Source organism: Phocaeicola sp. HCN-6420, from assembly GCF_037890145.1.
In the GTDB taxonomy this organism is placed as follows: domain Bacteria; phylum Bacteroidota; class Bacteroidia; order Bacteroidales; family Bacteroidaceae; genus Phocaeicola.
Genome location: NZ_JBBKBJ010000024.1, coordinates 1 through 13,242, shown reverse-complemented (window position 1 = coordinate 13,242; position 13,242 = coordinate 1). Strand labels below are relative to the sequence as shown.

General features: G+C 43.7%; 7 protein-coding genes. 6 read left to right on the top strand and 1 reads right to left on the bottom strand.

Going from position 1 to position 13,242, the window contains the following annotated elements; all coding sequences use genetic code 11:
- Positions 1-18 precede the first annotated feature (18 nt).
- Entirely contained in the window at positions 19-1,392 is a 1,374-nt protein-coding gene (gene miaB / locus WKT12_RS12565; RefSeq protein WP_021970271.1) for a tRNA (N6-isopentenyl adenosine(37)-C2)-methylthiotransferase MiaB, read from the bottom strand.
- 118 nt (positions 1,393-1,510) lie between these two features.
- On the opposite strand from miaB, the gene WKT12_RS12560 reads away from it, so the two are divergent.
- The 6 genes from WKT12_RS12560 to WKT12_RS12535 all read left to right on the top strand — a co-directional run bounded on the left by WKT12_RS12560 (position 1,511) and on the right by WKT12_RS12535 (position 12,907).
- Positions 1,511-1,888 (top strand): hypothetical protein, encoded by a 378-nt coding sequence (locus WKT12_RS12560; RefSeq protein WP_340319875.1) that lies wholly within the window; start codon positions 1,511-1,513, stop codon positions 1,886-1,888.
- 50 nt (positions 1,889-1,938) lie between these two features.
- Positions 1,939-3,435, top strand: a complete 1,497-nt coding sequence (locus tag WKT12_RS12555; protein WP_340319874.1) for an acetyl-CoA hydrolase/transferase family protein — start codon at positions 1,939-1,941, stop codon at positions 3,433-3,435.
- A 531-nt stretch (positions 3,436-3,966) separates the two neighbouring features.
- Complete coding sequence (gene leuS, locus WKT12_RS12550; RefSeq protein ID WP_340319873.1) at positions 3,967-6,801, top strand: leucine--tRNA ligase; 2,835 nt, start codon at positions 3,967-3,969, stop codon at positions 6,799-6,801.
- A gap of 10 nt (positions 6,802-6,811) precedes the next feature.
- The gene (locus WKT12_RS12545) at positions 6,812-7,708 is read left to right on the top strand and encodes a YitT family protein (RefSeq protein ID WP_021970267.1); all 897 of its coding nucleotides are present in this window, start codon (positions 6,812-6,814) and stop codon (positions 7,706-7,708) included.
- 278 nt (positions 7,709-7,986) lie between these two features.
- The gene (locus WKT12_RS12540; RefSeq protein WP_340319916.1) at positions 7,987-10,539 is read left to right on the top strand and encodes a beta-mannosidase; all 2,553 of its coding nucleotides are present in this window, start codon (positions 7,987-7,989) and stop codon (positions 10,537-10,539) included.
- A gap of 31 nt (positions 10,540-10,570) precedes the next feature.
- Entirely contained in the window at positions 10,571-12,907 is a 2,337-nt protein-coding gene (locus WKT12_RS12535) for a glycoside hydrolase family 20 protein (protein WP_340319872.1), read from the top strand.
- The last annotated feature ends 335 nt before the right edge of the window (positions 12,908-13,242 follow it).

Here is a 13,242-nt window from a genome sequence, read left to right as displayed (position 1 = left end):
ATATGAAATTTGTTTTTGTTATTCAGTAACTTCGATACCTTTCAGTGTCGCAGAACTCGATTCGGTGATACGTACGCGTACAAAATCGCCGATGCGGTGTGTACCCCGGTCGAATACCACTACCTTATTTTGTTCAGTTCGTCCGAACAGTTGTTCTTTCGAACGCTTGGACACCCCTTCTACCAGTACTTCGAAGGTTTTGCCTACATCGCGGGCATTGCTTTCGGCCGACAACTGATTCTGTAGCTCTATCATTTCATTCAGACGGCGTATCTTGACTTCTTCGGGTACGTCGTCGGGCAAATGTTTGGAGGCATATGTTCCCGGACGCTCAGAGTACTTAAACATAAAAGCAGAGTCGTATGCACATTCACGCATCAGTGAGAGGCTCATCTGATGATCTTCTTCTGTTTCAGAATGAAAACCGGAGAAAATATCCGTACTCAGTCCACAGTCGGGTATGATACGGCGGATTGCCTCTACCCTTTCCAGATACCATTCGCGCGTATATTTACGGTTCATCAGTTTCAGAATACGTGAACTTCCGCTCTGTACCGGCAAATGTATGTGCTTGCATACGTTAGGTACATCGGCTATGACGTGCAGTGTTTCGTCGCTCATATCTTTGGGATGTGAAGTAGTAAAGCGTACACGCATTTCGGGTACAGCCTCGGCAACGATACGTAGCAGCATCGGGAATGTTACCACCTCTCCTTCCCGTTCGAAACGGTACGAGTTTACATTCTGACCCAACAGAGTCACTTCCTTATAACCCTTGCGTTGCAAATCGTGCACTTCGTTCAAGATACTTTCCACATCACGGCTTCGTTCACGTCCGCGAGTGTAAGGCACGATACAGTAATGGCAGAAATTGTTACATCCGCGCATGATAGATACAAAGCCGGAAATGTGATTTCCACAGATTCGTGACGGGATGACATCGCGATAAGTCTCTGTTGTTGACAGTTCTACGTTGATAGCCTTCTCTCCTGCTTCGACGGCACCAATCAAGTCGGGCAAGGTCAGGTAAGCATCCGGTCCCGCTACCAGATCGACATGATGGTTTTCGATCAGGTCGTTTTTTACGCGTTCAGCCATACACCCCAATACACCTACGATAAGATGCTTGCGTTTTTTCTTCAGCGAGTGGAAAAATTCCAGACGGTTCAGGATTTTCTGTTCTGCGTTGTCACGGATAGAACAAGTGTTCATAAATACAGCATCAGCTTCGTCCAGGCTCTCGCATGGCGCATATCCTGCCATCTGCATGATAGATGCGATGACTTCGCTGTCTGCCACATTCATCTGACAACCGTAAGTTTCAATAAACAGTTTTTTGGTTTCCAGTTCGGTTGCGGATTTAAAGTCCGCTCCCGTAGCTTCTTTTGTCATAATGGTATGTTATTATTTAATAAATTCATTTGCAAAGATATGAGTTTCTTCCCTAAAATCCATGAATGTGTTATATTTATTAGTATCTTTGGGCAAATCCTTAACATTTTGGTAGACTATGGACGACGTGGTAAGCATACTTGTTGTAGTAGCGGCTATTGCCTTGGCCGCCTGTCAGAATTATGCCAAGAAGAAAAAGACGAAAAATACTGTTTCCCGCAGGAAAACGGCAAAGCCGATTCCAGTTGTCGGGAAGAAGGAAGAAATAGTACCGGATAAAAGTAGTGACTCCGTAGCCCAATATGTTGATAACAAGAAAAATAGAAAGGTTAAAGGAGAAAGTAAAAAGAGGCGGGAAGTAGCTGTCGAGGCGCAGAAAAAGCCATCTCCTCGTATTGCTCAGCCGGCAGTGTCGGAAAAAAATATCCGTTTGAGTACACCGGAAGAAGCGCGGCGTGCATTCATTTATTCTGAAATCTTTAACCGTAAATATTAACCGGAAACAATGTAAGTTTAATACTAACAATTATAAAAACACCTAATACCATGAATTATAACTTTATGACCGCAGCCGAAGCTGCCAGCCTGATAAAAGATGGAGAGATTATCGCCCTGAGCGGGTTTACACCAGCAGGAAGTCCGAAAGCCGTAACGGCAGAGCTTGCCAGGCAGGCGGAAGAGAAACACGCCAGGGGAGAACACTTTCAGATTGGGATTATTACTGGAGCTTCTACCGGAGATTCTTGCGACGGAGTGCTCACTCGTGCTCATGCTATTCACTTCCGTGCTCCATATACCACGAATACTGACTTCCGCAAAGCAGTCAATACCGGTGAAATCAATTATACGGATATACATCTTTCTCAGGTTGCCCAGCGTTTGCGTTCCGGTTTTTTAGGTCATGTAACTACAGCTATCATCGAAGCCTGTGAAATTACAGAAGACGGACGGATCTATCTGACTGCAGGTGTGGGAATTACTCCGACAATTGCTCGTCTTGCCGACCGGGTGATAGTAGAGCTTAATGCTGCGCACAGCAAAAGCCTGATAGGTGTGCACGATTTGTATGAAATGGAACGCCCTCCTTATCGTCGTCCGATTCCTATTGTACGTCCAAGCGACCGTATCGGATTGCCTTATATTCAGGTAAGTCCGGAAAAGATAGTAGGAGTGGTAGAAGTGAATCTGCCTGATGAAGCGAGAGGATTCCATGAACCGGATCCTATTACGGATAAAATTGGTCAGAATGTAGCTGACTTCCTTGCGGCAGATATGCGCCGAGGAATTATTCCGTCTACTTTCCTTCCGTTGCAGTCGGGAGTGGGGAATATTGCTAATGCTGTACTCAGTGCATTGGGCAAGGATCCCAGTATTCCACCGTTCGAAATGTATACGGAGGTTATTCAGAACTCAGTCATCAAATTGATTAAAGAGGGTAGAATCAAGTTTGGAAGTACTTGTTCACTCAGTGTTACAAACGACTGTCTGCAAGATATTTATGATAATATGGATTTCTTCCGCCACAAGCTTGTACTTCGTCCGTCGGAAATATCTAACTGTCCGGAAGTTGTTCGTCGTATCGGTGTTATTTCAATGAATACAGCCATCGAAGCTGATATTTACGGAAATGTAAACTCAACTCATATCTGCGGTACGAAGATGATGAATGGCATCGGTGGTTCGGGCGACTTTACCCGCAGTGCTTATATCTCTATCTTCTCTTGTCCGTCGACAGCAAAAGGAGGATGTATCAGTTCAATCGTGCCGATGGTTTCTCACCTCGATCATAGTGAACACTCTGTAAATGTGATTATCACCGAACAGGGTATTGCTGATTTACGTGGAAAGAGTCCGATGGAACGTGCACAGGCTGTAATCGAAAACTGTGCACATCCGGACTACAAACAACTGTTGTGGGATTATCTGAAGATTTCTACTAAGGGACAGACTTGCCACAGTTTGTCGGCAGCGTTGGGTATGCATCAGGTTTTCATCAAACAGGGTGATATGCGTCTGACTAACTGGGCTGACTTCGAAAAGTAACTTTTTAATTTATCTGATATCGATTCCCCTCTGGGTTCCGTTATTGGTTCTGCTTTACAGAAAAACGGAAAGCTCAGAGGGGAATTTTCTTTTTGGGTATAGTTGCTGTTAGGAAAAACTCTTTTGATAAGCTTGTTGAAAAGTGTATTTGTATATAAACAGGGGTGTGAAATAAGTGTGAATATCTCTGTTAAAATCCTTGTTCTATATGGGGATGTGATAGATATATATTTCTGATAAATAGAATTTTAGTTATTGTTTCAACAGGTGTTAACAACCTGTTGGTAATAGTTGATTATTCCGTTAAAAACCTGATAAGTATTAGTGTGAAAAGATGCAGTATAATTAGTTGTTGAGTAATGGGGAAAAAGCGGCAGGAATGTCAACTAGGGAAGGAGTATGAGTTAATAGGCTGCAAGATAACGGATTGGTCGGATATTTGTTAGCGGAAAAATCGGTTTTATTCCCGAAGTCTTACTATCTTTGCACGGTATTGTGGGAAATAGTAAAAATCAAATATATAACATCACTATGGAATATAATTTCAGAGAGATCGAGAAAAAATGGCAGCAGAAGTGGGTAGACAACAAAACCTACAAGGTTGTCGAAGACGAATCGAAAAAGAAGTTCTATGTACTGAACATGTTCCCTTATCCGTCGGGAGCAGGACTTCATGTTGGTCACCCGCTGGGCTACATTGCCAGCGATATTTATGCTCGTTACAAACGCTTGCAGGGCTATAATGTATTGAATCCGATGGGATACGATGCTTATGGTTTGCCTGCTGAACAATATGCTATTCAGACCGGTCAGCATCCGGCTATCACTACCGTAAACAATATTAACCGTTACCGTCAGCAGTTGGATAAAATCGGTTTTTCATTCGACTGGGACCGTGAAGTTCGTACTTGTGAGCCGGGTTATTATCACTGGACTCAATGGGCTTTCCAGAAAATGTTCAACAGCTATTATTGCAATACTTGTGGAAAAGCTGAACCTATCAGTGAACTGATCAAGCATTTCGAGGAGAAAGGAACAGAAGGACTGGATGTAGCTTGTAGTGAGGAACTGAGCTTTACAGCAGAAGAATGGAAAGCAAAGAGCGAAAAGGAACAGCAGGAAGTGCTGATGAACTACCGTATCGCTTATTTGGGTGAAACTATGGTTAACTGGTGTCCGCAACTGGGTACTGTACTTGCTAACGATGAAGTAGTGGACGGCGTATCTGAACGTGGTGGTTATCCGGTGGTGCAGAAGAAGATGCGTCAGTGGTGTCTGCGTGTGTCAGCATATGCTCAGCGCTTGCTCGACGGACTGGAAACTGTAGATTGGACTGATTCTCTGAAAGAAACACAGCGTAACTGGATTGGTCGTTCGGAAGGTGCAGAGGTACGTTTCAAGGTAAAAGACAGCGATTTGGAATTTACCATCTTTACGACTCGTGCCGATACTATGTTTGGTGTAACATTCATGGTTCTGGCTCCTGAAAGTGAGCTTGTTCCGCTGCTGACAACCGAAGGCCAGAAAGCAGAAGTGGAAGCTTATCTGGACCGTACTAAGAAGCGTACCGAACGTGAACGTATCGCCGATCGCCGTGTTACCGGTGTATTCAGTGGTTCGTATGCAGTGAATCCGTTTACTGGTGAATCTGTTCCAGTATGGATCAGCGACTATGTATTGGCTGGATATGGTACAGGAGCCATTATGGCTGTTCCGGCTCACGATAGTCGTGACTATGCTTTTGCAAAACACTTCAACTTGCCTATCGTTCCATTGGTAGAAGGTTGTGATGTGTCGGAAGAAAGCTTCGATGCTAAAGAAGGTATCGTATGTAATTCTCCGAAAGCAGGAGCTACTCCGTATTGCGACTTGAACCTGAACGGATTGACTATCAAAGAAGCTATTGCCACAACCAAAAAATATGTGAAGGAGCATCAGTTGGGTCGTGTGAAAGTGAACTATCGTTTGCGTGATGCGATTTTCTCCCGCCAGCGTTACTGGGGTGAACCGTTCCCGGTTTATTACAAAGACGGTGTGCCTTACATGATAGACGAAAGCAAGTTGCCGCTGGAACTTCCTGAAGTAGACAAATTCCTGCCTACCGAAACAGGTGAGCCTCCATTGGGACATGCTACCAAGTGGGCGTGGGATGTAACCAAAGGTGAAGTGGTAGAGAATACAAAAATAGACAACGTAACTGTTTTCCCGCTGGAACTGAATACTATGCCGGGATTTGCAGGTTCATCGGCTTACTATTTGCGTTATATGGATCCGCACAATGATCAGGCATTGGTTTCTGAAAAAGCCGATCGTTACTGGCAGAATGTGGACTTGTACGTAGGTGGTACGGAACATGCTACCGGACACTTGATTTATTCTCGCTTCTGGAACAAGTTCCTGTTCGACCTGGGTGTGAGCATCAAGGAAGAGCCTTTCCAGAAACTTGTCAATCAGGGTATGATTCAAGGCCGAAGCAACTTTGTTTACCGTATCAAGGATACTAACACATTCGTTTCATTGGGCTTGAAAGATCAGTACGATGTGACTCCGCTTCATGTAGATGTTAATATCGTTTCAAATGATGTATTGGATGTAGAAGCTTTCAAAAACTGGCGTCCGGAATACAACAATGCCGAATTTATTTTGGAAGACGGCAAGTATATCTGTGGATGGGCTGTAGAAAAGATGAGTAAATCGATGTATAACGTAGTGAATCCGGATATGATTGTAGAGAAATACGGAGCTGATACACTGCGTATGTACGAAATGTTCCTCGGACCGGTAGAGCAGTCTAAACCATGGGATACAAATGGTATCGATGGTGTTCACCGTTTCTTGAAGAAACTCTGGAACTTGTTCTACGACCGTCAGGGCAATTTCATGCCGGCAGAAGGAGAACCTACCAAGGAAGAGCTGAAAGCAATTCATAAGCTGATCAAGAAGGTGACTGGTGATATTGAAACCTTCTCTTACAATACGTCTATCAGTGCCTTTATGATTTGTGTAAACGAACTGACTTCGTTGAAATGCCGTAACAAGGCTGTGATGAGTGATCTGGTAGTGCTGATTGCTCCGTTTGCTCCACATCTGGCAGAAGAATTGTGGGAAGCTTTGGGCAATACAACTTCGGTTTGTGATGCACAGTGGCCGGTATTCAATGAAGAGTATCTGAAAGAAGATAGTGTGAAATATACGATTTCTTTCAACGGAAAAGCTCGCTTTACAATGGAATTCCCTGCCGATGCAGACAATGAAACGATTCAGGCAGCCGTAATGAGCGATGAACAGTCGCAGAAGTGGATTGAAGGCAAAACTCCGAAGAAGGTTATTATCGTGCCGAAGAAGATTGTAAACATCGTACTTTAATCGCAGACATATGGAAGCGATTCTGAAGAAAAAAATAGGCAGGGAGTCGAAAGACTACCTTGCCATTACTTTCGGACTGGTATGTTATGCGCTGGGATGGGTAGCTTTTCTGTTGCCTTACCAGATAACAACCGGAGGGGTGAGTGGTATTGCCGCTATTATTTATTATGCTACAGGTATTGAAATTCAGGTTTCTTACTTTGTGATTAACGCTGTTTTTCTGGGATTTGCCTTGAAAATTCTGGGACCTAAGTTCAGTGTGAAGACCATCTATGCCATCTTTATGCTGACTTTCTTGCTTTGGTGGTTTCAGGTTTTGTTCAGAAACAGTGCCGGAAATCTTCCTCAGCTTCTTGGACCGGGGCAGGAGTTCATGGCTTGTGTTATCGGTGCCGGACTGCTGGGTTTCGGAATCGGTATCGTATTCTGCAACAATGGTAGTACGGGAGGAACTGATATCATTGCATGGATTATCAACAAGTACAAGGATGTTACCTTGGGACGTATGATGATGTACTGTGATATCGTAATCATTTCATCGTGTTATTTCATTTTCCACGACTGGAAGCGCGTTTTGTTCGGTTTCTGTGTATTGTTTATCATGAGTATCGTGATAGACTATGTAATCAACAGTTCCCGTCAGTCGGTCCAGTTCCTGATATTCTCGCGGAAATATGAACAGATAGCAGAAGGCATTTCTACCAAGATAGACCGTGGTGTGACATTGCTCGACGGTCAGGGCTGGTATAGCAAGCAAGACATCAAGGTTATTGTTGTACTGGCGAAGAAAGTGGAATCACTCGATATTTTCCGTCTGGTGAAAGATATTGATCCGGATGCTTTCGTTTCCCAAAGTAATGTAGTGGGAGTGTATGGCGAAGGATTTGACAAGCTGAAAGTAAAATAAGTTCGGCTGTCATTTGTTGGATGTAAACAAACTCCCCGGGAGTTTGATGAAATAAGTAAGTTTTTCTGGTTAATATAATTTGTATTATCGGAAAAACTTATTTTATTTTGTAGAGTGAAGAGTTTGTGCTTGAAACGCATTTTAGTTCGACTATGGGGGATATCTTTTCGGCTTGTTGGTCGGAGAGCGGATTTTAGTGTAACATCGAGCAGGAAGAAAAGTTTAATTGATTGATTCTTAAATCTGTAACTTGAAAAGATATGTGGAAAATCATCCTGATGGCATTATTAACGGGCTTCTTTTCTTTAGGTAATACTACATTAGCCGATAGTTTGACGCTTCATTCCGGCTGGCAGTTTTCGAAGTATGGAAGCAATGAATGGTTGCCTGCTGTTGTGCCGGGTACGGTTCATCAGGATTTGATTGCTCAGGGAAAATTACCGGATCCTTTTTACGGGATGAATGAAGACGAGATACAATGGGTGGAAGATGAAGACTGGTTGTATCGGACTTCTTTTATGCTTACCGAAGAACAGTTGGCTCACCAAGAAATATTTTTAGTGTTTGAAGGGCTTGATACATATGCCGATGTTTCGCTGAACGGGGCATGTATACTGAAGGCAGACAATATGTTTGTTGGTTATCGGGTTCCAGTGAAGCATTTTTTGAGAAAAGGAGAGAACAAGTTGCTTGTCAGCTTCCGGTCACCGCTTCGTGAAGCGATGCCTCAGTGGGAAACAAACGGTTTTATTTATCCTGCTGCCAATGATCATCGTGCCGAACGGGTAAGTATTTTCACACGCAAGGCTCCTTATTCGTATGGATGGGACTGGGGAATTCGGATGGTGACTTGTGGTATCTGGCGGCCCGTTCGTCTGGAATTTGCCGGTCAGGCGGTAATAGAAGACTATTTTGTTTGTCAAGAGTCGGTCACTTCCAGTCGGGCAGAAGTAGACAATCGTCTGGAAATAAACAATCTCAGCAACCAGATACAGGAGGCACAAGTAAAGATTACCTGCACGTACGGACAGGAAAGAAGCCGGATGATAGAGCAGGCTGTCAGCTTGCAGCCGGGAGTAAATACGGTATCGCTTCCTCTGAACATTGAATCTCCACATTTATGGATGCCGAATGGATGGGGAGAGGCTGCTTTATATGATTTTCATGCTTCTGTAACCATTGATGGAAAGACAGTTGCCTGCAAGCAACATCAGATAGGACTTCGTTCGATACGTGTCGTACAAGAGAAGGATAGTCTGGGTATGAGTTTCTATTTTGAAGTAAATGGCATTCCGATGTTTGCCAAGGGAACCAATCTGATACCTTCGGATGCTTTGTTGCCACGTGTCACCCGTGAGCGGTATGTCCGTCTGCTGGAAGATGTACAGGCTGCACACATGAATATGATACGTGTATGGGGTGGAGGAGTTTATGAGGACGATGCACTATACGAAGAAGCCGACAAACGTGGCATACTGGTGTGGCAGGACTTTATGTTTGCTTGTACACCTTATCCACACGATCCTGCTTTCCTGAAACAAGTATCGGAAGAAGCGGTTTATAACATCAAACGTCTGCGTAATCATGCTTCGCTGGCAATGTGGTGTGGAAACAATGAAGTAAGTGAGGGCATGAAATACTGGGGCTGGAAGAAGAAATACGGTACCGAGATATACCAGCAACTGGCAGATGGTTACGATATTTTGTTCCGTCGGTTACTGCCGGAAAAGGTTAAAGAACTCGATCCGGGCCGATTTTATCTGGAGAGTTCTCCTTATGAAGCCAATTGGGGAAGACCGAATACCTGGAAGAATGGAGATAGTCATAACTGGGGAATATGGTACGGGCAGAAACCTTTCGAAAGTCTGGATGCCGAAATACCTCGTTTTATGAGCGAATTTGGCTTTCAGTCGTTCCCCGAAATGAAGACGATACATTCCTTTGCTTCACCGGAAGACTATAACATGGAATCGCCGGTGATGAATGCACATCAGAAAAGTTCAATCGGTAATTTCCTGATAAAAAAGACAATGGGATTATATTATCGGGTTCCTGAAAAATTTGAGGACTTGGTGTATCTGGGACTTGTGTTGCAAGGACAGGGAATGCGGCAGGGAATGGAAGCTCATCGCCGGAATCGTCCTTATTGTATGGGTAGTTTGATCTGGCAGCTTAATGACAGTTGGCCGGTTGTTTCCTGGTCGGCTATCGACTATTACGGTAACTGGAAAGCATTGCATTACCAGAGCCGCCGGGCGTTTGCTCCTGTACTGGTAGATGCGGTCCGTGAGGGAGATAAATTGAAATACTATGTTATGTCGGATGTGCTGAAGACAAAGGATATTATATTGCAGATTGAATTGACGGATTTTAAAGGGAAGGTATTGCGTCGTCATCAAGTAAAAGGTGAGCTGCCGGTTAATTCTTCTGCTTTGTTCTATGAAGAGGACTGGAATAGTGCCTTTGCAGTGTGCGATACAACTACTTCGTTTATACACATGACGTTGAAAGGAGTTCATGATCGTCAGGTGCTTTCGGATGAGGTTTATTATCCGGTGCGTCCCAAGGCGCAGCATCTGCCTCAGGCAAAAATAAATTGTAAGATAAAAAAGAAAAACGGTGCTTGTGAACTGACGTTGAAATCGGACCAACTGGCACGTGATGTATTTATAGAAATACCGGTTCAGGGCGTACGCTTCTCGGATAATTTTTTCGATTTGTTGCCCGGAGTTTCCCGGAAAATACTTATAACCTCAGGTGACGGATCTCCATTGGAGGATGTTTCAGTGCATATACGTCAGCTGAGTGATATCTCATATACTGAAAACTAATTATTAATACTAACCTTTATATTTAACTTTTATGAAACCATTCTCAAAATTAAATTGCTTGGGGTTGGCGTTTGCTGGAATGTTGGTTGCGTCGTGTTCGGAAAAGCCGGCGGCTGTAGCTGATTATCAGATAGTGCCTATGCCTCTGGAGATTACAACTCCTCAACAAAGTGGCTTCCTGCTGAAAAGTGGAGAAACAATTTATTACACAGCCGGTAATGAAAAAATGAAAAAGAATGCTGAGTTTCTGGCTTCTTTTATTAAAGAACAGACCGGTATTGACCTGAAGGTACAGGAAGGTGATAAAGAAAGCGGAATTGTACTGAAACTGGGACTGGAGGCTAATTCGCCGGAAGCATACCGCTTGACTGTAGACGGTAAGAAGGTGGTGATTACCGCTCCTTCTGAAGCTGGTGTATTCTATGGTATTCAGACATTACGTAAATCGGTTTCTGTACATGAAGGAGGTGGGGCAATTGAACTGCCTGCTGTTGAAATCAATGACAGCCCGCGTTTCAGCTATCGTGGTATGATGCTCGATGTAGGTCGCCATATGTTTACCGTAGACGAGATCAAGACATACATTGATATGCTTGCTCTGCATAATATCAACCGTTTACACTGGCATCTTTCTGAAGACCAAGGCTGGCGTATCGAAATAAAGAAATATCCGAAACTGACAGAAATCGGTTCAAAACGTAGTGAAACTGTTATAGGACGTAACTCGGGAAAATACGATGGAAAGCCTTACGGTGGTTTCTATACTCAGGAACAAGCCAAAGAGATTGTTGCTTATGCTGCAGAACGTTATATAACTGTTATTCCTGAAATAGACCTTCCGGGACATATGCAGGCTGCATTGGCTGCTTATCCGGAACTAGGATGTACAGGTGGTCCGTATGAAGTTTGGCGTATGTGGGGCGTTTCTGATAATGTACTATGTGCCGGAAATGACAAAACAATTCAGTTTATTAAGGATGTGCTGGCTGAAATTATTGAAATCTTCCCGTCAGAATATATTCATGTAGGTGGAGATGAATGTCCGAAAGATAAATGGAAAACTTGTCCGAAATGTCAGGCTAGAATCAAGGCTTTGGGTATCAAAGGCGACAGCAAACATTCAAAAGAAGAATACCTGCAAAGTTATGTGATAAGAGAAGCAGAAAAGTTCTTGAATGAACATGGACGTAACATTATCGGATGGGACGAAATCTTGGAAGGTGGTCTGGCTCCTAATGCAACTGTTATGTCATGGAGAGGTGAATCCGGAGGTATTGAGGCTGCACGCCAGAAGCATAATGTTATCATGACTCCGAATACATACTTGTATTTTGACTATTATCAGGCTAAGGATACAGAAACAGAACCGTTGGCTATCGGAGGTTATTTGCCTATGGAAAGAGTATATAGCTACGAGCCAATGCCGTCTGCCTTGACTCCGGAAGAACAGAAATACATTACCGGTGTACAGGCTAATCTGTGGACAGAATATATACCTACTTTTGCACAGGCACAGTATATGGTATTGCCACGTATGGCTGCTCTTTGCGAAACTCAGTGGAGTGCTCCTGATAAGAAGAAAGATTACGAGGGATTCTTGAAGCGTACAGTGCGCCTGATGGATATTTACAAGCTGAAGGGCTGGAACTATGCTACTCATATTTTGGATGTGAAAGTCAATATTGCTCCAAATCAGGAAACAGGTAAGTTGGATGTCAGTGCATATACCGTTGACAATGCTCCGATATACTATACACTCGACGGAACAGAACCGACAGCAGCCTCTTTGAAATATGAAGATGGACTGTCAATTGACCAGGCTTGTGTATTGCGTATGACAGCAGTGCGTCCGGAAGGCAATTCACGTATTACTTGTGATACTATTTCTTTCAGTAAATCGACTGCCAAACCTATTTCTATGCTTCAGCCCATTAATAAAGCATATGAATTTAATGGGGCGCCTACCTTGGTAGATGGTATGACTGGTAACCGCAATTATAAGACTGGTCATTGGATTGCGTTTTATAAGAATGATATGGAGGCAGTTATCGACTTGAAAGAAGCAACAGAAATCAGTTCGATGACATTGCGTGCCTGTGTAGAAAAAGGTGACTGGATATTCGATGCCAGAGGTATTTCTGTTGAGGTTTCGGATGATAATAAGGCATTCAAACAGGTCGCTTCAGAGTCTTATCCGGCAATGAAGGAAACTGATCCGAACCAGATTTACGTACATACCTTGAACTTTACTCCGGTAAAGACACGTTATGTCAAAGTAAAAGCTTTGTCGGAAAAGAGTATTCCAGCATGGCATGGTGGAAAAGGTAATCCGGGATACTTATTTGTAGACGAAATTATTTTGAATTAATATAGGCTGACTATGTGTGGAAGTCCGGTTTCTGTAAAGAAGCCGGACTTTTTTAGTACGCCCAGCATGGGCGTGCGCTATAGGGTGTAAGTCCCGAACGAGCCCTGATAGTGGGAATCGTTAGCCCAAGGCAAGGGTGTCCTTCGCGAGGAGGAATCTGAAGGAAGCTGGCGGCAAACTCTCGGCTCTACGAACAGAAACTGATTATAAGGCTACATTTGGAGGACAAGTTTGCTAAACAAAATAAAGTCCTATAACTATCCGAATCCCTATGTAGTAGAATCAGAGGGTATATGAGATGAAAGCGTACGTTCTTATCTGGGGAGGTCTCACGT

Excerpts from the sequence above, each read along its gene's own strand:
- miaB (WP_021970271.1), bottom strand. The coding sequence starts at position 1,392 with ATGACAAAAGAAGCTACGGGAGCGGACTTTAAATCCGCAACCGAACTG.
- WKT12_RS12560 (WP_340319875.1), top strand. The coding sequence starts at position 1,511 with ATGGACGACGTGGTAAGCATACTTGTTGTAGTAGCGGCTATTGCCTTG.
- WKT12_RS12555 (WP_340319874.1), top strand. The coding sequence starts at position 1,939 with ATGAATTATAACTTTATGACCGCAGCCGAAGCTGCCAGCCTGATAAAA.
- leuS (WP_340319873.1), top strand. The coding sequence starts at position 3,967 with ATGGAATATAATTTCAGAGAGATCGAGAAAAAATGGCAGCAGAAGTGG.
- WKT12_RS12545 (WP_021970267.1), top strand. The coding sequence starts at position 6,812 with ATGGAAGCGATTCTGAAGAAAAAAATAGGCAGGGAGTCGAAAGACTAC.
- WKT12_RS12540 (WP_340319916.1), top strand. The coding sequence starts at position 7,987 with ATGGCATTATTAACGGGCTTCTTTTCTTTAGGTAATACTACATTAGCC.
- WKT12_RS12535 (WP_340319872.1), top strand. The coding sequence starts at position 10,571 with ATGAAACCATTCTCAAAATTAAATTGCTTGGGGTTGGCGTTTGCTGGA.